This window comes from Amycolatopsis cynarae (genome assembly GCF_026802195.1).
Taxonomy (GTDB): Bacteria; Actinomycetota; Actinomycetes; order Mycobacteriales; family Pseudonocardiaceae; genus Amycolatopsis_E; species Amycolatopsis_E rhizosphaerae.
The window spans coordinates 3,207,531-3,227,936 of the sequence record NZ_CP113836.1 but is presented as its reverse complement, the minus strand read 5'-3'; the positions used below and the strand labels follow the sequence as shown (position 1 = coordinate 3,227,936).

At 71.0% G+C, this 20,406-nt stretch carries 23 protein-coding genes and 2 pseudogenes; 13 read left to right on the top strand and 12 right to left on the bottom strand.

The window, feature by feature from the left end; genetic code table 11:
• Nucleotides 1-34 precede the first annotated feature (34 nt).
• Together ORV05_RS15520 and ORV05_RS15515 are read right to left on the bottom strand one after the other, a co-directional pair.
• Nucleotides 35-670: a response regulator gene (locus ORV05_RS15520; RefSeq protein ID WP_268759199.1), complete on the bottom strand. Its 636-nt coding sequence runs from the start codon at nucleotides 668-670 to the stop codon at nucleotides 35-37.
• Nucleotides 667-1,884, bottom strand: coding sequence for a sensor histidine kinase (locus ORV05_RS15515; protein WP_268759198.1), 1,218 nt, complete (start codon nucleotides 1,882-1,884; stop codon nucleotides 667-669). Before ORV05_RS15515 ends, ORV05_RS15520 begins: the two co-directional genes overlap by 4 nt.
• A gap of 171 nt (nucleotides 1,885-2,055) precedes the next feature.
• Between ORV05_RS15515 and ORV05_RS15510 the strand changes: the two genes are divergently transcribed.
• From ORV05_RS15510 to ORV05_RS15500, 3 genes are all read left to right on the top strand, one after another.
• Complete coding sequence (locus tag ORV05_RS15510; RefSeq protein ID WP_268759783.1) at nucleotides 2,056-3,141, top strand: ABC transporter permease; 1,086 nt, start codon at nucleotides 2,056-2,058, stop codon at nucleotides 3,139-3,141.
• Nucleotides 3,138-3,821 (top strand): ABC transporter ATP-binding protein, encoded by a 684-nt coding sequence (locus ORV05_RS15505; protein WP_268759197.1) that lies wholly within the window; start codon nucleotides 3,138-3,140, stop codon nucleotides 3,819-3,821. The genes ORV05_RS15510 and ORV05_RS15505 overlap by 4 nt, the downstream gene beginning before the upstream one ends.
• 189 nt (nucleotides 3,822-4,010) lie before the next feature.
• Nucleotides 4,011-4,565: a sugar O-acetyltransferase gene (locus ORV05_RS15500; RefSeq protein WP_268759196.1), complete on the top strand. Its 555-nt coding sequence runs from the start codon at nucleotides 4,011-4,013 to the stop codon at nucleotides 4,563-4,565.
• A 78-nt stretch (nucleotides 4,566-4,643) separates the two neighbouring features.
• On the opposite strand, the gene ORV05_RS15495 is transcribed toward ORV05_RS15500, so the two are convergent.
• Complete coding sequence (locus ORV05_RS15495) at nucleotides 4,644-5,297, bottom strand: TetR/AcrR family transcriptional regulator (RefSeq protein WP_268759195.1); 654 nt, start codon at nucleotides 5,295-5,297, stop codon at nucleotides 4,644-4,646.
• A gap of 130 nt (nucleotides 5,298-5,427) precedes the next feature.
• On the opposite strand from ORV05_RS15495, the gene ORV05_RS15490 reads away from it, so the two are divergent.
• The 3 genes and pseudogenes from ORV05_RS15490 to ORV05_RS36490 all read left to right on the top strand — a co-directional run.
• Entirely contained in the window at nucleotides 5,428-6,390 is a 963-nt protein-coding gene (locus tag ORV05_RS15490) for an alpha/beta hydrolase (RefSeq protein WP_268759194.1), read from the top strand.
• Between the two features lie 105 nt (nucleotides 6,391-6,495).
• The gene (locus ORV05_RS15485) at nucleotides 6,496-6,861 is read left to right on the top strand and encodes a VOC family protein (RefSeq protein ID WP_268759193.1); all 366 of its coding nucleotides are present in this window, start codon (nucleotides 6,496-6,498) and stop codon (nucleotides 6,859-6,861) included.
• A gap of 141 nt (nucleotides 6,862-7,002) precedes the next feature.
• Nucleotides 7,003-7,107 (top strand): annotated as a pseudogene (locus tag ORV05_RS36490) (HNH endonuclease); the annotation flags it as partial.
• A gap of 151 nt (nucleotides 7,108-7,258) precedes the next feature.
• Here the strand turns inward: ORV05_RS36490 and ORV05_RS15475 are convergent.
• Together ORV05_RS15475 and ORV05_RS15470 are read right to left on the bottom strand one after the other, a co-directional pair.
• Nucleotides 7,259-7,473, bottom strand: a pseudogene (locus tag ORV05_RS15475) (transposase); the annotation flags it as partial.
• Between the two features lie 55 nt (nucleotides 7,474-7,528).
• The gene (locus ORV05_RS15470) at nucleotides 7,529-8,164 is read right to left on the bottom strand and encodes a TetR family transcriptional regulator (RefSeq protein ID WP_268759192.1); all 636 of its coding nucleotides are present in this window, start codon (nucleotides 8,162-8,164) and stop codon (nucleotides 7,529-7,531) included.
• A 125-nt stretch (nucleotides 8,165-8,289) separates the two neighbouring features.
• Here ORV05_RS15470 and ORV05_RS15465 point away from each other — a divergent pair, with 125 nt between their 5' ends.
• Complete coding sequence (locus tag ORV05_RS15465; RefSeq protein WP_268759191.1) at nucleotides 8,290-9,246, top strand: SDR family oxidoreductase; 957 nt, start codon at nucleotides 8,290-8,292, stop codon at nucleotides 9,244-9,246.
• Between the two features lie 42 nt (nucleotides 9,247-9,288).
• Here the strand turns inward: ORV05_RS15465 and ORV05_RS15460 are convergent, their stop codons facing one another.
• The 3 genes from ORV05_RS15460 to ORV05_RS15450 are packed head-to-tail and all read right to left on the bottom strand — an operon-like array spanning nucleotide 9,289 to nucleotide 11,745.
• Nucleotides 9,289-10,365 carry an MBL fold metallo-hydrolase gene (locus tag ORV05_RS15460; RefSeq protein WP_268759190.1) on the bottom strand — a complete coding sequence of 359 codons (1,077 nt, stop codon included), beginning with the start codon at nucleotides 10,363-10,365 and terminating at the stop codon, nucleotides 9,289-9,291.
• Between the two features lie 49 nt (nucleotides 10,366-10,414).
• Complete coding sequence (locus tag ORV05_RS15455) at nucleotides 10,415-11,224, bottom strand: cytochrome c oxidase assembly protein (protein WP_268759189.1); 810 nt, start codon at nucleotides 11,222-11,224, stop codon at nucleotides 10,415-10,417.
• Nucleotides 11,224-11,745 carry a DUF2243 domain-containing protein gene (locus tag ORV05_RS15450; RefSeq protein ID WP_268759188.1) on the bottom strand — a complete coding sequence of 174 codons (522 nt, stop codon included), beginning with the start codon at nucleotides 11,743-11,745 and terminating at the stop codon, nucleotides 11,224-11,226. The genes ORV05_RS15455 and ORV05_RS15450 overlap by 1 nt, the downstream gene beginning before the upstream one ends.
• A 236-nt stretch (nucleotides 11,746-11,981) precedes the next feature.
• Between ORV05_RS15450 and ORV05_RS15445 the strand changes: the two genes are divergently transcribed.
• A complete protein-coding gene (locus tag ORV05_RS15445; RefSeq protein WP_268759187.1) occupies nucleotides 11,982-12,980 on the top strand; it encodes a zinc-dependent alcohol dehydrogenase family protein in 999 nt (332 codons plus the stop codon).
• A gap of 84 nt (nucleotides 12,981-13,064) precedes the next feature.
• On the opposite strand, the gene ORV05_RS15440 is transcribed toward ORV05_RS15445, so the two are convergent.
• Both ORV05_RS15440 and ORV05_RS15435 read right to left on the bottom strand, forming a co-directional pair.
• Nucleotides 13,065-14,078 carry an SDR family oxidoreductase gene (locus ORV05_RS15440; protein ID WP_268759186.1) on the bottom strand — a complete coding sequence of 338 codons (1,014 nt, stop codon included), beginning with the start codon at nucleotides 14,076-14,078 and terminating at the stop codon, nucleotides 13,065-13,067.
• A gap of 20 nt (nucleotides 14,079-14,098) precedes the next feature.
• Nucleotides 14,099-14,281 carry a hypothetical protein gene (locus ORV05_RS15435; protein ID WP_268759185.1) on the bottom strand — a complete coding sequence of 61 codons (183 nt, stop codon included), beginning with the start codon at nucleotides 14,279-14,281 and terminating at the stop codon, nucleotides 14,099-14,101.
• A 103-nt stretch (nucleotides 14,282-14,384) separates the two neighbouring features.
• On the opposite strand from ORV05_RS15435, the gene ORV05_RS15430 reads away from it, so the two are divergent.
• Nucleotides 14,385-15,149 carry a PIG-L deacetylase family protein gene (locus ORV05_RS15430; protein ID WP_268759184.1) on the top strand — a complete coding sequence of 255 codons (765 nt, stop codon included), beginning with the start codon at nucleotides 14,385-14,387 and terminating at the stop codon, nucleotides 15,147-15,149.
• 167 nt (nucleotides 15,150-15,316) lie between these two features.
• Complete coding sequence (locus ORV05_RS15425) at nucleotides 15,317-16,246, top strand: DUF6528 family protein (RefSeq protein WP_268759183.1); 930 nt, start codon at nucleotides 15,317-15,319, stop codon at nucleotides 16,244-16,246.
• 24 nt (nucleotides 16,247-16,270) lie between these two features.
• Here the strand turns inward: ORV05_RS15425 and ORV05_RS15420 are convergent, their stop codons facing one another.
• Nucleotides 16,271-17,146, bottom strand: a complete 876-nt coding sequence (locus tag ORV05_RS15420; RefSeq protein WP_268759182.1) for a LysR family transcriptional regulator — start codon at nucleotides 17,144-17,146, stop codon at nucleotides 16,271-16,273.
• 70 nt (nucleotides 17,147-17,216) lie between these two features.
• Between ORV05_RS15420 and ORV05_RS15415 the strand changes: the two genes are divergently transcribed.
• From ORV05_RS15415 to ORV05_RS15405, 3 genes are read left to right on the top strand one after another with little or no spacing between them, the layout of a single operon-like run.
• Nucleotides 17,217-17,570 carry a YybH family protein gene (locus ORV05_RS15415; protein WP_268759181.1) on the top strand — a complete coding sequence of 118 codons (354 nt, stop codon included), beginning with the start codon at nucleotides 17,217-17,219 and terminating at the stop codon, nucleotides 17,568-17,570.
• A 3-nt stretch (nucleotides 17,571-17,573) separates the two neighbouring features.
• Nucleotides 17,574-18,716, top strand: coding sequence for a flavin-dependent oxidoreductase (locus ORV05_RS15410; RefSeq protein ID WP_268759180.1), 1,143 nt, complete (start codon nucleotides 17,574-17,576; stop codon nucleotides 18,714-18,716).
• A gap of 1 nt (nucleotide 18,717) precedes the next feature.
• On the top strand, nucleotides 18,718-19,395 hold the full coding sequence (locus ORV05_RS15405) for an alpha/beta fold hydrolase (protein WP_268759179.1): 678 nt from the start codon (nucleotides 18,718-18,720) through the stop codon (nucleotides 19,393-19,395).
• Here ORV05_RS15405 and ORV05_RS15400 read toward each other — a convergent pair.
• Nucleotides 19,384-20,370, bottom strand: a complete 987-nt coding sequence (locus tag ORV05_RS15400) for a GlxA family transcriptional regulator (protein WP_268759178.1) — start codon at nucleotides 20,368-20,370, stop codon at nucleotides 19,384-19,386. The two genes, ORV05_RS15405 and ORV05_RS15400, sit on opposite strands and share 12 nt — an antisense overlap.
• Between the last annotated feature and the right edge of the window lie 36 nt (nucleotides 20,371-20,406).

Below are 20,406 nucleotides of genomic sequence, written 5' to 3'. Positions count from 1 at the left end.
CCTGGCATGCGCGAGCCGAGCGGGGCCGGGCCGGTCAGCGGCGGATGAAGCCGAGGTCGGTCGCGGTGGCGACGGCGGCGGTGCGCGAGTCGACGTCGAGCTTGGTGTAGATGCGGGAGAGGTGGGATTTGACGGTCGCTTCGGTGAGGTGGAGGCGGTGGCCGATGGCCTGGTTGGACAGGCCGTCGGCCACCAGCGCGAGGACTTCGGTTTCGCGCCGGGTCAGAGCCGTGCCGGGCGTGCGCAGCCGGTTCATGAGCCGGTCGGCGACCGCGGGAGCCAGGGTGGTGCGGCCCGCGGCGGCCGTGCGCACGGCGGCGGCCAGGTCCTCGGGAGGGGCGTCCTTGAGGAGGTAACCGGTGGCCCCAGCCTCGATGGCGGGCAGCACGTCGGCGTCGGAGTCGTAGGTGGTGACGATCAGAACACGGGGTGCGCCCGTGCGGGTGGTGATCGCGGCGGTGGCCTCGGCGCCGCTCATCCCCTTGCCGAACTGCAGGTCCATCAGCACGACGTCGATGTCGCCCTCGGCGGCGCGGGCGACGGCGGCCTCGGCGGTGGCGGCTTCGGCCACCACGGCGAGGCCGGGTTCGGTCTCCAGCACGGCCCGCAGCCCGGCTCGCACCACGGGGTGGTCGTCGGCCAGCAGGAGCCGGATGGGGGTGTCGGTCACGGGCGGGCCTCGTGGTCGGTCCGTGCGGGCTGGGGGAGGGGCATCCGGGCGGCCAGGGCGGTGCCGTGGCCGGGTGCGGATTCGACGGTCAGGGTACCGCCGAGTGCGTGCATGCGGGCGCGCATGGCCGCCAGCCCGAAACCGCCGCTTTCGGGGTCGGGGACGGGCAGTCGACCGGGGTCGAAGCCGCTGCCGTCGTCGACGACCTCGAGGGCGACGTGGCCGCCGAGGTAGGCGAGGGTGACTTCGGCGGTGGTGGCGCGGGCGTGGCGGACGGTGTTCGCGAGGGCCGACTGTGCGATGCGCAGCAGGGCGACCTCGTGTGCGGTCGGCAGTGGTGCCGGCTCTCCGGTGAGGTGGAAGCGTGCGGTGATCCCGTGCCGGGAATTGGTGGTGCACAGACGTTCCAGCGCGCCGGAAAGGGTGGTCCCTTCCAGGGAAGGGGGCGTGAGAGCGGCGACGAACCGGCGGGCCTCGGCGAGGTTGTCCACGGCGGCCTGGCGGGCCTGGTCCACGTACTGCGCGGCGGCGCCGGGCCGGTCGGGGAGGGCCCGTTCGGCGGCGCGCAGCAGCAGCTGGATGCTGGAGAGCCCCTGGGCGAGGGTGTCGTGGATCTCCCGGGCCAGACGCTCGCGCTCGGCCAGCACCCCGGCCGTGTGCTGCGCCCGCGCCAGACCGGCGCGGGTGGCGGTGAGCTCCTCGATCAGGCGCCTGCGTTGTTCGCTCTCCCGGTACAGGGCCTGGTAGCCCCACACCACCGCCACGGCGACGGCGGCGCCGAGCGCCGGGCCGATGGCCATCGCCGGGCTGAAGGAGCCCTGGTGCACGGCGAAGCCGGTGATCGCGGCGAGCGCCGTCGCGGCCACGGCGGACAGTCCGGCGCGGCGGGACAGCAGGTGGAGCTGGAGGAAGTACAGCGGGAAGGCTACCCACACGCCGTCCGCGGACAGAGCCAGCAGTACCAGCCACAGTGCGCCCACGGCGGCCAGCCACCACGCGGCTGCCCGCCGGGAGAGGTGGATGCGTGGCAGGAGCGGCCCGGCCGTGTACAGCAGCCCGCACACCGCCGCCACGGCGACGACCCACCCGGCATGCGGACGCCCGTCGGCCACGGCCCGGGCGGCGGGCAGGGCGAGCAGGGCGACGATCAGCAGGTGCAGGCACCAGGCCAGGGCACGGGTGGTCGGGGTGAGGGTGGGGACGGTGGGGTTCACGGTCCTTCCACCATAAACAGGCGGCCCGCGGGCGACCTCCATCGAAAGTTGGAACCGGCGTTCCACCCTCCGGCGCGCGAACTGCCGTCGCCCGCCGGATGCCCGCGGAGGCGGTCGGCGGCGAACCTGGGGGCATACCGTTTCCACCGCAAGAAAGGGCAGGCCGAGGCCGTGTTCGTCGCCTGGAGAGACCTGAAGTTCGCCAAGGGGCGGTTCGCCCTGATGGGCGCCGTCATCGTGCTGATCACCCTGCTGGTCGGCCTGCTCTCCGGGCTGACGGCCGGGCTGGGCCGGCAGAACGTGTCCGCGATCACCGGCCTGCCCGCGGACAGGATCGCCTTCGCCGCACCCGGCGGCGGGCAGTCCCTGTCGTACGCCAGTTCCACCATCACCGAAAAGCAGTGGCGGCAGTGGGCCGGGACCGCCGGTGTCACCGCCGCCGAGCCGCTGGGCATCGCGATCACCAGGGCCACCGCCGGTGACCGGAGCACCGGGGTCTCCGTCTTCGGTGTCCGGCCCGGCTCCCACCTCGCCCCGGACGGCGGCAGGATCGACGAGCATTCGGCGGTCCTGTCCACCACGGCCGCCGACGACCTCGGCCTGAAACCCGGCGACACGTTCAGCGCAGCCGGGCAGACGCTGACGGTGTCCGCCGTGCAGGGCGACGCGTCCTTCAGCCACACCCCGGTCATCTGGACCGCGCTCGATGTCTGGCAGAAGGCCGCACCCCGCACGGGCGACCGCGACGGCCCGATCGCGAGCGTCATCGCCCTCGACACCACCTCCGGCGCCGACGTGCCCGCCGCCGACCGGGCCGCGGGCACCAGTACCGTCACCAAGGACGATTCCCTGTCCGCGATCGGCTCCTACACCTCGGAAAACGGCTCGCTGCAGCTCATGCGCGGCTTCCTGTTCGCCATCTCCGCCCTGGTGATCGGTGCCTTCTTCACCGTCTGGACGATCCAGCGCAGCGGCGACATCGCCGTGCTGAAGGCCCTCGGTGCCTCCACCGCCCACCTGCTGAAGGACGCCCTCGGCCAGGCCGTCGTCCTGCTCGCCGGAGGCACCCTCGTCGGTAGTGGCATCGCCGCCGGCCTCGGCGCCCTCATCGGCAGCGCCGTGCCGTTCCTGCTCACGCCCTCCACCGTCGTCGTCCCGGCCGCGGTGATGATCCTGCTCGGCGCGCTCGGCGCCGCCCTGTCCATCCGTCGCATCACCTCCGTCGACCCGCTGACCGCACTGGGGAGCGCCCGATGAGCTTGACCCTGACCGGCATCACCCTCACCTATCCCGACGGCGACTCCCGCCTGACCGCCCTCGACCACGTCACCCTGGATGTCCCCAAGGGCAGGCTGACCGCCGTCGTGGGCCCCTCGGGGTCCGGCAAATCCAGCCTGCTGGCCGTCGCCGCCACCCTCGTCACTCCGGATGACGGCACCGTCACCATCGACGGCACCACGACCACCGGCATGACCGGGGGCGAACTCGCCGACCTGCGCCGCCGGAAGATCGGCATCGTCTTCCAGCAGCCCAACCTGCTGCCCTCCCTCACCGCCGCCGAACAACTCCAGGTCATGGCCCGGATCGACGGCCGCTCCGCCGCCAGGGCCCGCGGCCGGGCCATGGAACTGCTCGACGCCGTCGGCCTCGCCGCCCAGGCCGGACGCCGCCCCCACGAACTTTCGGGCGGCCAGCGCCAGCGTGTCAACATCGCCCGCGCCCTGATGAACGGCCCCACCGTCCTCCTGGCCGACGAGCCGACCAGCGCACTCGACCACGAACGCGGCGCCGCCGTCATCGAGTTGATCACCCGCCTCACCCGCGAGCAGGCCACCGCCACCGTCCTGGTCACCCACGACCGCAGCCACCTCTCCGCCGTCGACGAGATCGCCGAAGTCCACGACGGACGCCTCCACCTTCCGGCACCGGCCCGCTGAACCGGCCTGGCGTTCCCCGCGCCCGTGCGGCGTTGGTTGCCTCGGCGGCGGAGGGTCGGCGACGAAGGTCCGCGTCCAGGATGCGGATCAACGCTCCGACCCGTCCGCCGCCGAAGCCGCGTCGGACAACGATTTCCCGTGTTCTCTTGACCATGGTGCCGGGCAGCGAGTCCGCCGAAAAATGGCCGCATGAGCGAACAGAAAGACCGAATGCTGCGGGGCGACTGGTACCTCGATGCACCCGAGCTGGTCGGGGAACGACGGCGCTGCCGGCGAATGCTCGACAGGTTCAACGCGACCGCAGCGGACGGCGACGCTGAGCGCCGCCGGATCCTGGAAGAACTGCTCGCCGAGTTCGGCCCCGGCGCCTCCGTTCTTCCGCGTTTCCAGTGCAGCTATGGTGCGCAGATCGGCATCGGTGCGAACAGCTTCGTCAACAACGACGCCCTTTTCATGGACGACGCCGTGATCACCATCGGCGACGACGTCCGGATCGGCCCACGAGCGCAACTGCTCACGGCTCTGCACCCGATGGAAGAGCATGACCGACGTCGCGCCGGATGGGAGCGCACCGCCCCCATCACGATCGGCGACAACACCTGGCTCGGTGGCGGTGTGATCGTCTGCCCGGGCGTGACCATCGGTGAGAACACGGTCATCGGCGCGGGCAGTGTCGTCATCCGGGACATACCGGATCACGTGTTCGCCGCGGGCAATCCGGCACGGATCATCCGGCGGCTGTGAGCCGTCGTGTCCAACGCGCACGGCAGAACGGCAGGATCAGCCGGGCCGGCAGCCGCGTCACACTTGTGATCCGGTACGTCAGGGGATCTGGGCCTCGATGTGGGCGAGGTGGGCGGCGAGGATCTCCTCGAACGCGGCGCGGCGGTCTTCCCCGAGGGGGCGGATGTCGCGAGCGAAGTGGGCCAGGGCGGGGAACCGCTCGGGGTCGGCGCCGAGCACCGCGACACGGAACTGCTCCATGGCCTGTTCGTACTCCTTGGGCGTGATGGTGCCGATCCTGGCTTCGGATGAGATCAGCGCGGCGAGGAGGATCACGATGCGGTGGTAGCGCGCCGGGACCTCCTCGTCGGGCAGGCCCGACGCGCGCAAGGCCTGCAGCAACTCCTCCATGACCAAACGGGAACCGGTGCCACCGGACCCGTAGCGTCCCCACACCGCGGCGAGTTGGAGCTGCTCACCGAATGCCTCGCGCAGGCGCAGGGCCAGGGCGGTGACGCGCTGCTTCCAGTCGCCCTCGGGGTGGTAGCCGTCCATGGTGGCCAGCAGGATCCGGTCGGCGACCGCTCGCAGCAGTTCGGTCTTGTTGCGGAAGTGCCGGTAGAGGCTGGAGGAGTCGGTACCGAGCGTCGCGGCGAGCTTGCGCACGCTGAACGACTCGGCGTCGTCCGTACGCAGCAGTTCCGCCGCCGTGTCCAGGATCTCCTCGGTCGACCATCGCCGTCGGCCAGTCATCTCGCCCCTCTCGTCAGGCTTGAGTCTAACCTATGCACTTGCTGATGCACGCGGTGCGTGCATAATGAGGGCGACGCGCTTTCCACTACGAGAACGCACCCGGCGCCTGACCGGGAGGGGAGAGGAAGACATGATCGAGACCACCACCGCGAAACGGCCGCCGGAGCCGGACTTCGACGCGATCACTGATGAGGAACTGCTCGTCTACCGCGACGCGGAGAACCGCTTCCGGGCCTCCGGCGCGGCGCGGGCCATCCTCGGAGAGCCGCACCCCGGCGCCGTGATCGACTGGCAGGAGATCGCGCTGCCCGGCCGCGACCTGCCGGTCCGGGTTTACCGGCCGGCGCCGACGGGAGACGGGGAGGCCACGGCCCGGACCGGCCTGCCACTCGTGGTCCATGTCCACGGAGGCGGGTTCGTGGGCACGGCGGCGCAATGCGACTGGACCAACACCCACCTCGCCGCCCGACTGCCTGCGCTCGTCGTCTCGGTCGAGCACCGCCTCCTCGCCCCCGGCAGCCCGCTCGCGAACGCCGCCGAGGACGGCTGGGACGTACTCGACCACGTGGTGCGGCACGCTGCGCGATGGGGTGTCGATCCGGAGCGTACGGCCGTGTTCGGTGAGAGCTGCGGCGCGCTGATCAGCGCTTTGACGGCCATCCGGGCCCGGGAGGCCGGTCTGGAGCTCACGGCGCAGGTCCTGGTCAACCCCGTATCCGACGTGACCGAGTCGATGGCCGACTACCCCTCGATGACCCAGTACGCCCACAGTCCGAGCCCGGCCATGCCGCTGCTGCGGTTCTTCCGGCGGCTCGCCGTCCCGCCGGGATACGACGCCCGCGCGGTCTCGCCGCTGTACGCGGACGACCTGAGCGGGCTCGCCCCCGCGCTCGTGGTGGTGCCCACTCAGGACGCGGTCGCCGACCACGGCCGCCGCTTCGCCGAGCGGCTGCGCGCGGCCGGCACGCCCGTCCAGCTCTCCGAATACCCGGGCGCGAAGCACGCGTTCCTCACCCTGCCCGGCGTAGAACCTCAGGCCGGGGCCGCCCAGTCGGAAATCCTCCAGTTCCTCCGCACGGCCCTGGCGAAGTGACGGAGGAATGGCACGAGCATGACCGGCCTCTGGCCGGTGTCGGTCTGGAAAGCGGTTCCTGAGAAAACGCCGCCAAGCCGGGTGGATGCCTGGCAGGATGGCCGGGTGTTCCAAGGGCTCCGGACCGTCGTGTACCCGGTCGACAACCTTGCGGCCGCGAAGGCGTGGTGGTCCCGCGTCCTCGGCGTGCCGCCCTACTTCGACGAGCCCTACTACGTCGGCTTCAGCGTCAACGGCTACGAACTCGCGCTGGACCCCAACGGGGTCGCGGAGAGCGGAACGGGTCCGGTGACGTACTGGGGTGTGGACGACGTGGACGCGGCGGTCGCGGCGCTGCTGGCGGCGGGCGCCCGCGAGCACGCCGCGGTCACCGACTACGGCGGCGGGATTCGGACGGCGGCCGTCACGGCCCCGGACGGGAGCCTGGTGGGGCTCATCGAGAACCCGCACTTCCCCGCAACGCCGTCCTGACGTCGGGGAACCGGGGCTCCCGCCCTTCGGAAAGACCTCACCCCGGGACGTCCATGCGCTGAGTGCCGATCACCGACAGCAGCCGTAGCGCTTCTTCCGACGGCGAGCCGGGTTCGGCCGTGTAGATCACCACCCGCCGAACTGGCCGGACACGGACCCATCCCCGCCCAACTGGCGCGGGACATCGCTCAGAACGCCACGATTCGGCGGGTCATCACCGACCCGATGACCGGCACCCCGATCGACGTCGGGCGCCACCGCTACCGGCCTTCCGCCGCCACGAAAGAACTGGTGCAGGTGCGGGACCGGGAATGTCGGGTGCCTGGCTGCCACCGGCCGGTCCAGGCCTGCGACCTCGACCGCGTCGAACACCGGATGACCGCCACCGGGACGCTGGGCCGCCCTTCACCGCCCGCACAGGCGACCCGTCCACCGCCGCCCGCATCAGTCGATCAACTCCGCGGCGTTGAGCCTGGCCAACAGCAACCCTTGCAGCCGCTGCCAGACCCCGGCTTCCTGCCAATCCCGCGGCCGACGCCAGCAGGTCATGCCCGAGCCGTAGCCCATCTCCTGCGGCAGGAACTCCCAGGGAATGCCCCTGTACAGCACGAAAGGATGCCGCACAACGCCTTCCGATCGCCCAGACGCTTACCGGCAAGATCAACTGTTAGGACCTCTGAGACGGCTGCGCAGCTCCCGAGGAATCTTTGGCGAGAACTTCGGGGGATTCCTTCGTCGCCAGGGCTGACGCGGAGAGGGCGCGCAGATCGTCGAAGGCTTGGGAGAGGTGTGCGTACACACTCAGCGCAGGGTCGTCGATCCAGGCTTGGAGCGCGTGGTGGAACGCGGCCCAGCCGGTCTCGGCGGCCAGGCCCGCGAGCCGATCGGCGATACCGCGCTGTCGCAGCGCCTCCGCGACGGCTTCGGTGAGTGAGGCGTTTTTGGCCAGTTCGCGTTCGCGCAGCGCCGGTGTCGCGGCGATGATGTCCAGTCGCGGTTCGGCATACGGGCGGTTGTCTTCCAGGATCCGTGCGGCTTTCTGGAAGGCGTGGAAGAGGATCTCGAACGGCTGCAGACCATCGGGGGCTTCGGCCACCGACCGCATCAGCTCGTCCCGCAGGTCGGCTTCGCCGTCGAAGAGGACCTCGCGCTTGTCTGGGAAGTGCCGGAAGAACGTGCGCTCGTTGACGCCGGCGCGGGCGGCGATCTGCGCCGTGGTGGTCCGGTCGAACCCTCGTTCCCGATACAGCTCCAGTGCCGCCTGCTTGAGGCGGCGACGCGCGTCTGCTCCGCTCCGTGGCACTCCCCGAACCTACCGCAATCCGCCAGTGACTGGCGTCACGTTGCGCCAGTCACTGACACTCCGTGTAGCGTCAGTGACTGGCGCTACTTAGCGCCAGTCACTGACGTTAACTGGGAGATTCCTTCATGCATGTCTTCGTCACCGGTGGTTCCGGCCAAACCGGCCCCGCCGTCGTCGCCGAACTCATCGCGGCCGGCCACACCGTCACCGGCCTGGCGCGCTCGGACGCCGCCGCCGGTCGGCTGGAATCGCTGGGCGCGACACCACACCGCGGCTCCCTGGACGACCTCGACAGCCTGCGCCGCGGCGCCGAATCCGCCGACGGCGTCCTGCACCTGGCCTTCGGGGGTGACTACGCCGATCCGAACGACCTCATCCGCCGCGACTGCGCGGCGATAGAAGCGCTCGGCCAGGCACTGGCCGGCTCCGGGAAGCCGTTCGTCAGCACGTCGGGCACGTTGGTGACGCGGGCGGGCCGGGTCAGCACCGAGCAGGACGCGCCGGATCCCGATTCGGTCGCCGCCTTTCGCATCCCCGGCGAGCAGGCGTGTCTGGGCTTCGCCGATCTGGGGGTCCGGTCCAGCGTCGTACGACTCGCACCGACCGTGCACGGCCCGGGCGATTACGGGTTCGTTCCGGCTCTCATCGCGGCCGCGCGCAGGGCGGGTGTCTCGGCCTACATCGGGGACGGCGCCAACCGCTGGCCGGCAATCCACCGCTTCGACGCCGCTCGCCTGTTCCGGTTGGCGTTGGAGAAGGCTCCCGCCGGCAGCGTGCTGCACGGCGTCGGCGAAAGCGCCGTCACGATCAGGAGCATCGCGGAGCAGGTCGCGAGGGTGCTCGACATCCCCACCACCTCGCTGACCGTCGAGCGGGCCTCCGAGCATCTCGGCAACCCGTTCCTGGCCAGGTTCTTCTCCCTCGACGTGCCCGTCTCCAGCGAGCACACGCAGACGTTGCTGGGCTGGACGCCGGAGCACGCGACCTTGCTCGAGGACCTCAAGACCGGCGACTACTTCACTCCGGAGGCCAGCAAACGCGCCGAGGAGATCTGGTTGCCCCACCACCACAGGCAGAGTTGACGCGCACACGCGAGCCGGTTCCGACGGTCGAAGCAGGGCACCTCACCCCAGGGGTAGGACCATGAGGTCCCTGCCGACCACGACTTCGCCCGAATAGCCGTGAGCCGCGCGGAGACGCCATTCCTGGTCGCCGACCACGGCCGGTTCTCCGGGCACGAGGTGGCTGAGGACGAGCCGCCGAGCGTCCGCCCGTTCGGCCACGGCGCCCACCAGGTTCGCGTCCGTGTGACTCTGCTTCAGGTGCGCGCGCAGGGCTTCCGGGAAACCTTGGCGTGCCATCCATTCGAGGCTGATGACTTCGTGCACCAGGATGTCCGCGTTGCGGGCGAGGCGGACGAGGTTGTCGTTGACGGTGGTGTCGCCGCTGAACACCACGGACCCGTGGTCGGTGTCGAAGCGGTAAGCGAAGGAAGGGAAGACGGGCGGGTGGTCGACCAGTGTGGCGCTGACCCGGCAGTCCCCGTTTTCCATCACCAGGAAGGGTTCCATCGGGGGACAGCGCCGCGCGGTGGCGGACGCGCCGACCGGCGGTATCGCGATTTCGCGAGGTAGCAGGATCCGGTGGATGTCGGGGAAGCCCTCGTCCCGGATCCTGACGTTCAGATCGTAGGCCGCGGCCCTGATGTTGTGGTCGACGAAGGCGGCGAGCCCCGGTGCGGGTGCTCCGGGGCTGATGACCGGAACGTCACGGTTCACCGGTGGCAGCGCGCCCGCCGGGCCGGGGCCCCACACGGGAACGCCCGCGGCGAGCGGCTTCGGACCGCCTCCGCGCAGCCAGAACAGCTGGAACAGGTCCGCGATGTGATCGGAATGCAGGTGGGTGACGAACACACCGGCGAGACTGGGCCCGGCGAGGCCCGCGAGATGGAACTGTTCGTAACTGCCGTAGCCGAGGTCGACCAGATAGGTCCTGCCGTTGACCACCAGGGCCGAGCTGATTCCCCGGCGCCCGACCACCGGGGGCGGACCGCCCGCGGTGCCGAGCAGGTGCAGGGTCGCGCCGTGCGTCCGGCGGGCTTCGGCCCGCGCCGTTCCCGGTGCCACCACCGCTTCGCCGGCGGCGAGCGCCCCCGCGGTACGCAGCACGGAGCGTCGGGACAGCGGACGCCGGCCGGCCATGGCCGAAATTGTACGGCGGCACGGGGAACCGGCCCGGAAAACCAAGCGGTCACCTCGCGGCGTCGGGCAGGTGATCCACCCGGGCCGGGCGGAGGCGCCGTTCGGAGCGCCAGGTGGCGATCAGGGCGATGGCGAGGAGGAGTTCGGCGATGTCCCCGCTGTAGTACAGGATCTCGGCCCCGCCCTGGACCTGCTCGACGGGCGCCTGGATTCGTGTCCCGTGCCCCCCGTAGATCAACTGTGCGAGGGCGGCATGCAGTGCGATGGTGGCCCCCAGGTAGGCCAGCCGGACGGGCACCCCGGGCCGGTCGGGGGCCGGATCGGGGCCCGCGATGACGTAGGTGAACAGACAGCCCGCCGCGATGGAATGGAGGTGGATCAGCCAGTGCACCACCGGATGCGTGGCGGTGGCTTCGTAGAGCGGGGTGAAGTAGAGCACGAAAAGGCTGCCGCTGGACAGCACCAGTGCGGTCGCGGGACGGCTTATGAACCGGACGTACCGGCTGTGCAGGAAGGTGGTGAGTTGCCGGGCTCGCGCGGTCGGCAGGGTCCTCAGGAGCAGGGTGGCCGGCGCGCCGAGCATGAGGCCGAGCGGCGCGTACATCCCGAGGAGCATGTGCTGGGCCATGGAGCCCCGGAAGTCGGCGTGCGCGAGTTCCGCGAGTGGCGGCAGAAGTGCCAGGCCCAGCAGGGCGAGGCCGGTGAGGAAACCCGCGGTACGCCACCGGTTCCAGCCCTTGGCCGGGTTGCGGCGGCGCGCCCGCCGGGCCAGCAGGAGGTACGCGGTGGCGAGCATCAGCAGGGCCAGCGCGGGCAGCAGTACCGGGAGAACACCCTCCGTTGCCTGGTCGGGGTCCATCAGATCGCCCTGCCCGCCGGTCGTGCGCTCCGCTGGAGCAGGTAGCCGCCCGCGACCATCAGCGCGCTGAGGACCAGGTAACCGATGTCCCACCAGAGCTGGCGGGGACCGGCGTGGATGTGGTGGATACCCAGGATGTGGTGATCCACGATGCCGTCGACCAGGTTGAACAGGCCCCAGCCCGCCAGGATCCAGCCCCACAGCGCCCGTGCGGCCCATATCCGGCGGCGGTTGCGGGTGACGCGGGCGTGGAGGAGGCCCAGTCCCGTCAGGAGGGAGAGCCAGCACATGGCGTGGAACACGCCATCCCACACGGAGTTCATCCGCAGGCCGGTGACCGTGTCCGGGTGGGCGTACTGCAGGTCCGGGCCGTTGCTGTCGAGCAGGGAGTGCCACCGCATGAACTGGTGCAGCAGGATGCCGTCGACGAATTCGCCGAGTCCCACGCCCAGCACGATTCCCGGCAGCCTCAGGCTCGCCGGGGGAGCGACGGTACTGGCCTCACGCGCGGTGGTCGCCATGGTCTGTGTCCGTCCCGTGAATCCGGTGCGAATCCTCGGCGTGTTTCTTTTCCGGCCTGGCACGGTCCAAACGGGATCGGCGGCCGTTTCGTTCGTCCGGGCCCACGGCTCTCACCGGGGCGGTCGATTGCGGACGCGGCTGGTACCGGTATGGTACGACAAACGTCGAAGTTCGACAGTCATCGTACTTCGCGTTGAAAGTGGAGTGTCTTCACCCAGTGGAAAGGATGAACTCGATGGCCAGAACGGTACTGTTCCGCGAACTCGGCGGCCCCGAGGTGCTCCGCCTGGAGGATGCCGAGGTCGGCGAGCCGGGGCCGGGCGAGGTGCGGATCCGGGTGGACGCGATCGGCTTGAACAGGGCCGAAATCCTCTTTCGCAGCGGCCATTACATCGAGCAGGTGCGGAAGTTTCCCGCGCGGCTGGGCACCGAGGCCGCCGGTGTGATCGAGGCGATCGGCGAAGGCGTCACCGGTCTGCGAGTGGGGCAGGCCGTCAGCACGGTCCCCGCCTTTTCCCAGAACGACTACGGCGTTTACGCCGAGCAGGCGATCGTGCCCGCGAGGGCCGTGCTGCCCCGCCCCGAGGGGGTCGGCGCGGTCGAGGGCGCGGCGGTGTGGATGCCGTACGTGACGGCCTACGGCGCGCTGGTCGAGGTCGGCGGAATGCGGCCGGGAGACACGGTCGTGCTCACCGCGGCGTCCAGCAGCGTGGGACTGGCCGCCATCCAGGTCGCCGACCGGATCGGCGCCACGCCCCTCGCGCTCACCCGCACCGCGGCCAAGAAGGACGCGCTGCTGAAGGCGGGCGCCGCCGACGTCATCGTGACCGAATCGGAAGACGTCGTCGAGCGGGTGCTCGAGGCGACCGGCGGGCGGGGCGCCGAGTTCGTGTTCGACGCCGTCGCCGGACCGGGCGTGCGGGAACTGGGCAAGGTGGTCGCCGACGAGGGCATGATCCTGGTGTACGGCGCGCTGAGCGGCGAACCGACCCCGTATCCGGCCGTGGATCTCGGCATGCCCGCCCTCACCATGCGCACCTACACGCTGCACGAGACGACCCGTCGGCCCGAGCGGCTGCGGCGGGCGCACGCCTTCGTGGCGTCGGGGTTGCGCTCGGGCGCCTTCCGGCCGGTGGTGGACCGCACCTTCGAGCTGGACGAGATCGTGGAGGCGCACCGGTATCTGGAGTCGAACGCGCAGATCGGCAAGATCGTGGTCACCGTCGCACACTGATTCCGCCGGGCACTGGTTCATACCAATCGGGCGCGGTGGGCGGGCGAAGACCAAGGAGCCGAAGGCGACCTTGTGCTGTTACGTCTACGTCCCGAAGCGGTTCCGGGGCCGATCGGCGGTGGTGTCGGGCCGCCACCACCGCCGGGCGGCCACCAGTCCGCCCGCGAGCAGGGCGCCGAGCGAGGCGATGCGGCGCACGGTGGTCTGGCGCCTGCCGTGCCACCCGCCGGACACCGAACCGGTCCCCGGTGCGGGTTCGAACAGGTTCCCGGGACCGCTGCGCGCGGGCACGGTGAGGTAGAGGTGGGTCTTGTCCACCTGCTGTTCCATCAGCCGCTCGGCGAACCCGGGGAAGAGTTTCGACTGCAGTATCAGGCTGCGGCCGGTCGTCCCGACCACGACCTCGCGCCGCGGCAGGCGCAGGAGGTTGACGATGGTGCGGGCCACCCGCTCCGCCGAGTACACCGGCGGCATCGCCTTCGCCTTGCGGCCCGTGTAGTTGGCGGCGTGCTCGAAGAACGGTGTGTCGACGGTGGCGGGCAGCACGGTGCAGACCTTGACGTCCTTCAACCCGTCGAGCCGCAACTCCTGGCGCAGACTCGTGCCCAGCGCCCGCACGGCGGCCTTGGACAGGCAGTACGTCTGGGTGTAGGGCTGGGGGACGGCCGAAACGATCGAGGACACGTTGACCAGCACGCCCTTGCCCTGGTCGCGCAGGTAGGGCAGGGCGGCGCGGGCCCCGTGGACGTAACCCATCACGTTGACCTCGACGATGCGGCGCAGGTCGCCGAGCGGAAGGTCCAGGAAACGGGAAAAGGCGGTCACCGCCGCGCAGTTCACCCAGGCGTCGATGCGCCCGAACCGCCCGACCGCACGCCGGGCGAGCGCCTGCACCGCACCGCTGTCGGTCACGTCGGTCGGCACGGCCAGTGCCCGCCCGCCCGCGGCCTCGCAGTGACGGGCGACCTCCAGCAGGGCGTGGCGTCGCCGTGCCGCCAGCACCACGGCCGCGCCCTGCGCGGCGCAGGCCAGCGCCGTCGCGCGACCGATTCCGCTGGACGCCCCCGTGATCACGACGACCGAATCCCGGACCTTCACGACCTCCCCTCCTCGTTCGATCAGGACGGGGAGTAGCCGGTTTCGCGTGCGGGCTGTTCCTCCTGCCCCTCGACCGGGTTCGTGCGTGCCACTTCGCGCGCGGCCGCTTTCGCCTCGTCCAGGTGGCGCCGGGAGTCGGCCAGTTCCTTCGAGCCCGGCAACCCTGCGTCGCGTCGCGCCCGCGGGTCCTTCTGTTCCGCCACTGCGGCTCCCTCCGGTGGACGGCCGTTCTGCGGCCGGGCTACCACCAGACCGGGCGGACAAACCCCGCGCGGGCCCGGGATGCGGGGTCGCCAGAATGGCGCGATGGCGAGCATCGTGGCGTTTCACGCCCATCCCGACGACGAAGTACTGCTAACCGGCGGCACCCTCGCCCGTGCCGCCGCGGACGGGCACCGGGTGGTGATCGTGGTGGCCACCGACACGATGTCTCCCGTCCCGGACGGGTCCGTGCCCGACAGGCTGGCGGAGCTTAGGGCCAGCGCCGAAATCCTGGGTGTGCACCGCGTCGAACACCTCGGTTACGCCGACAGCGGGCACGGACCGGTGCTCTACCCGGATCCGCCGGACCGGCAGCGGTTCGCCCGTGCCGACACCGAAGAGGCCGCCGCGCGCCTCGCCGCGTTGCTGCGCGAGGAACGGGCCGACGTGCTGCTCAGCTACGACGCCAACGGTGGGTACGGACATCGCGACCACGTCAAGGTGCACGAGGTCGGCCGCCGGGCGGCCGAGCTGGCCGGGGTCGGGCGGGTCCTGGAGGCGACCCTTCCCCGGGAAGTGATCGTGCGGCTGGTGCGGGTGATCCGGCTGCTGCGGATCCCGTTCCGGTACGACGCCGAGGCGCTGGACACCGCCTACAGTCCGCGATGCGCGATCACGCACAGCTTCGACGTGCGCGGCTTTGCCAGGCAGAAGCAGGGCGCGCTCGCCGCACACCGGTCGCAGGTGGCCGGGACCGGCCGGGTCGCCCCGGTGCTGCGGCTGCTGGTGCGGCTCCCGGTCGGGGTGTTCGCGCTGCTTCTGGGACGTGAGTGGTTCGCCGACGCGAGTCCCGGGCGCGGGTCGAGGTAGCGGTCGGCTGTCCGAAAAGGACAGAGGGTCCGGAGCTTCCGCTGTCGCCCGTTATTACCCCGAAAAGCCGTTTCGTGGCGATGTCAGGTAGGTCACAATGGGGGTCGTTCGTCGTCACTCGGCGGCGGCTTTCGGAGGGTTCAGGCGCACAAGGGGGAGATGGGCCCGTGAGATCGCTACGAGAGATGAGCCGTCGGGTACTGGTTGGGCTGGCGGTCGTCGCCAGTGTCCTGGCCGGCATCATGGTCGCCTCGGTGACACCCGCTTACGCCGCGAGCGGCCGGGTCGCCGTGGTCGACCAACGCCACGGCATCCTGATCTTCGACCTCGCCGACGGCACCTGGAACGGCTCGCCGCGGTGGCAGTTCCACCCGTCCGGCAACGGCTGGCAGAACCCCTCCGACGTCAAGTTCCGCACCTACGGCGGCCGCAACACGGTCCTGGTCACCGCGTCCGGCGGCATGGCCGCGACCGTCGACTACGCCACGCGCCGGGTGACCTGGTCGCAGTACGTCGGCGGCAACCCGCACGCCATGGAGTTGTTACCCAGCGGCGCGATCGTGGTCGCCTCGTCCACCGGAAGCCGGCTCACCGTCTACGGAAAGGGCGGCCACACCGGCCGCACCTATCCGTTCCCCGACGCGCACGCCGTGCTGTGGAACGCCGCCACCCAACGGCTCTGGGCACTGGGCGGCTCCAAGCTGTGCAGCTACGCCGTTCGCGGCACGTCCACCGCGCCCACGCTGACCGGGAAGTCGTGTGTGGACGTCCCGTCCGGCGCCCACGACCTGGCGCCGGTGAACGGAACCACCACCCAGCTGTGGTTCAGCACCACCCGCCACGTCTACCGGTACGACATCAACCGCGGCACCTCTGTCCGGGCGCCGGGGTACATCGACAACCGCAGCATCAAAAGCATCGGCAACCAGCCGGGCGGCCTCGTCATCACGACCCAGGTCAAACACGCCAACGCCGACGGCACCTGGGGAAACGGCAACGTCTGGCTGTACCGGCAGGACGGCTCCTACGTCGGCAAGCGCAGCCGGGCCGGCGCGGCGATCTACAAGGCCCGGCCGATGGTCTGGGAATCCCGCTGACCACCCCACCCGGCAGTGCCCTGTTCACCGGAGGTGAAGGCGGGCGCGGTCGATGAGCGCGCGGGCGGCGGGACTGACCGGGCCCTCGCGGCGCCAGGCGAAGGCCAGTCCGCCGCGGAGCGCGGGCCGCACGATCGTCAGCGGGTGCAGGTCCGCATGGGACCGCGCGACCTGCGCGGGCAGGATCGCCACGCCGAGCCCGCGTGCCGCGAGTTCGGCGAGCATGCCGGGAGCGCTGGCCTCGAACGCGATGTGCGGGGCGAACCCGGCCGCGGCGCAGGCCTCGTCGAGCCGGGAGCGGATGCCGGTGCCCGGCGGAAGGCTGATCAGCGGCCGCCCGCGCAACCCGCTCAGCGGAATGGTCTCGCGGGTGGCGAGTTCGTCTTCGCGGGAGACCGCGGCCGCGATCGCGTCCTCGGTGACGACGTGCAGTTCCAGACCGGGCGGCGGGGTCGCGCCGAGGGCGATGATCGCGGCGTCGAGACCGCCGTTGCGCAGTGCGTCGACCAGGTCGCCCGAATTTCCTTCGGTGAGCGTGATTTCCACGCCGGGGTGGTCGCGGTGGTAATCGGCGAGCAGGCCGGGCAGGTCGACGTTGTGGGAGGTCACCATGCCCACGGCGACGTGCCCGCGGATCAGCCCGGTCAGTTCGTCCACGGCCAGGCGTGCCCCGGCCACGGCGGCGAGGGCCGCGCGGGCGTAGGGCAGGACCGCCGCTCCCGCCGCGGTGAGCCGCACCGTGCGGGCCGAGCGGTCCAGCAGTTCCTGCCCGAGTTCGCGTTCCAGGCGCCGGATCTGCGCGCTCACGCCCGGCTGGGCCACGTGCACGCGTTCCGCCGCGCGGGTGAAGTTGCCTTCCTCGGCCACGGTGACGAAGTATTCGAGCTGCCGCAGTTCCATAACCGTTGATTCTAGTTCGCAGCACAACCAGCTCTTGGACTTCTGGCTAGTTCTGTTCGATCCTGGATTCATGAACAACGAACACGCCTTGGAACCCGAAGATGTCACCCGCCTGTTCGTCGAACGCGTCAACGCCGGCGACCTCGACGGACTGGTCGAGCTGTACGCCGAGGACGCGGTCCTGGCCTATCCGCCGGGCAGCGAGACCGTGGGGCGCGAGGCGATCAGGAAGGTGTTCGAGCGGATGCTCGAACACGCTCCCCGCTTCTCGTACGAGGAGCCCCTGCCCACGATCCGCTACGGCGACCTCGCCCTGACCTCCACGCGTTCCTCCGACGACACCGGTGGCCGGGTGCAGGTGCTGCGCCGGGAGCCGCACGGCGGCTGGGTGCGCATCATCGACCGGCCCGAGGATCGGGGCTGAGGGATGCGGGTTCTCATCGCCGGGGCGGGGATCGGCGGGCTCACCGCCGCCCTGGCCCTGCACGCAGTGGGCGTCGAGGCCGTCGTACTGGAGAGCGCCCGGGAGATCCGCCCCCTCGGGGTGGGCATCAACCTGCTCCCGCACGCGGTCGGTGAGCTGACCAGGCTCGGTCTCGACGGCGAACTCGCCCGCCTTGGCATCGCCACCCGGGAAAACCTCTACTGCGATTCCTCCGGTGCCCGGTTGTTCAGCGAACCGCGCGGGCTGGCCGGAGGGTACCAGCATCCGCAGTACTCGGTGCATCGCGGACGGCTGCAGACGATGCTGCTCTCCGCGGTCCGCGCTCGTCTTGGCGAGGATGCCGTCCGCACCGGCATGCGAGTGGAGGGTTTCGACCAGGATGCCGATTCGGTGCGGGTAGGGATCTCCGGCCGGGAGCGGCCGATCGAGGCGGACCTACTGGTGGGGGCGGACGGGGTGCACTCCGTGGTGCGCGCCCAGCTCCATCCCGGCGAAGGGCCGCTGCTGTGGTCCGGGGTGCGCATGTGGCGCGGTGTCACCAGGATGAATCCGTTCTTCGACGGCCGCACCATGGTGATCGTGCGGGGAAGCGGTGATGGGGACGCCGAGCTCATCGCCTACCCGATCGGCCCCGCCTCGGTCAACTGGGTGGCGCTGGTGCCGGTCGGCGAGCCGGGGCCGCTGCCCGGTGACGCGCACTGGAACCGTCCCGGCCGGGCGGAGGATCTGCTGCCGCTGTTCGACTGGAACCTGGGCTGGCTCGACGTCGCCGAGCTCATCACGCGCAGCGAGGTGCTGCTGGAGTACCCGATGGTCGACCGCGATCCGTTGCCGCACTGGGGGCACGGCCGCGTGACCCTGCTGGGGGACGCCGCCCATCCGATGTATCCGGTGGGCGCGAACGGCGCGTCCCAGGCGGTCGTCGACGCCCGCGTCCTCGCCACCGAGCTGAGCGGGGGGAGTCCCGCCGGGCTGGCCCGATACGAAGGCATCCGCCGGGACGCGACGGCAGAGGTGATCGCCGCCAACCGGGAGATGCAGCGCACCGGTGGCACGCGGTCGCCGCGGGAACTTGCCAGGATCACCGAAACCTACCGTCGCCGCACCACGGCGCAAGGAGCATGACATGGCCACCTTCGTCCTCGTCCCCGGTGCCTGCCACGGCGGCTGGTGCTACGAACCGCTGGACGAACGCCTGCGGCAGCACGGCCACCGGGTCCACACACTGACCCTCACCGGGCTCGCCGAGCGGCGCCACCAGCTGAGCTCGACGGTGAACCTGGACACGCACATCCAGGACGTACTGTCCTTTGTGGAGGCGGAACGGATCGGGAACGCGGTGCTGGTGGGCCACAGCTACGGCGGGATGGTGCTTTCCGGCGTGGCCGAACGGGCCCCGGAGCGGGTGGGCTCACTGGTGTACGTCGACGCCTTCGTCCCGCGCGACGGGGATTCGTGCTGGACGATGACTTCGGACGAACAGCGCGAGTGGTACCTGAATGTGGGGGTGGACGGCTACAGCGTGCCTCCACTGCCGTTCTTCGACGAGCGGGCGACGCCGCATCCGCTCGCCTCCCTCCTCCAGAAGATCCGCCTCACCGGCGATCTGAGCGGCTTCCGCCGCCGTGACTACGTCTACGCGGCCCGCTGGGAGGGGGAGTCCCCGTTCGCGCCGACCCGCCGTCGACTGGAAAACGATCCATTGTGGAACGTGCACCCGCTGGACAGCAGGCACAACGTGATGCGGGACGCTCCCGGCGAGTTGCTGAAGATCATGCTCGACTCGGCGGCCTCACTGGACTGAAACCGCGGGGCCGAACCGGCGCCGGTAGTCGGAGGGGGTGAGCCCCGTCTCGCGGCGCATCAGCGCGCGCAGGTTCGCTGCCGTGCCGAGTCCGCTGGCCCGTGCGACCACGTCCAGCCGGGGCTCCCCGTGCTCGATCAGCCTGCAGGCCAGCGCGACCCGTTCCCGCGTCAGCCAGGCCAGCGGGGTGGTGCCCAGTTGGGCGCGGAACCGCCGGTGCAGGGTCGCCGGGCTGACCGCGGCCCGGACGGCGAGATCGGCCACGGTGAGCGGTTCGCCGAGCCGTTCCTGCGCCCAGGTGAGCACCGGGCCCAGTGATTCGTCACGGGATTCGGGCACCGGCCGCTCCACGAACTGCCGCTGCCCGCCGTCGCGGTTCGCGGCGAAGACCAGCCTGCGGCTGACCGCGTTGGCGATCTCCGCCCCGTAGTCGCGGCGGACCACGTGCAGCCCGAGGTCGAGGGCGGCGGCACTGCCCGCGGCGGTCAGGATGTCGCCGTCGTCGACGAACAGCACGTCCGGTTCGAGGTGCACGGCCGGAAAGCGCTCCCGGAACCCCTCGGCCCACTGCCAGTGCGCGGTGGCGCGGCGTCCGTCGAGGACTCCCGCTTCGGCCAGGGTGAACGCACCGCTGCAGAACCCGATCAGGCGCGCTCCGCGCGCGTGGGCGCGCCTGATCGCCGCCAGCACCGCGGGACGGCGCGGGACCTCGACATCGGGACGGTTCGGCACGATCAGGGTGTCGGCTTCGTCGGCCGCGTCCAGCTCCGCCACCCCGGTGAGCGTGAAGAACCCGTTGCGCATCAACGTGCGCGGCCGGGGCGAGCACAGCCGGAAGTCGTAGAGGTCCCGGCCGAGTTCGGGCCGGGGCAGCCCGAAGATCTCGATCGCGCAACTGAGCTCGAAGGGGTTCGAGTTCTCGTCCACGATCGCCACCACCCGTGGCGGACCTGCCTGCGAGGATCCTTGCGACATATGCAATTCCTACCACTCACCCCCGGTGACCCCGGC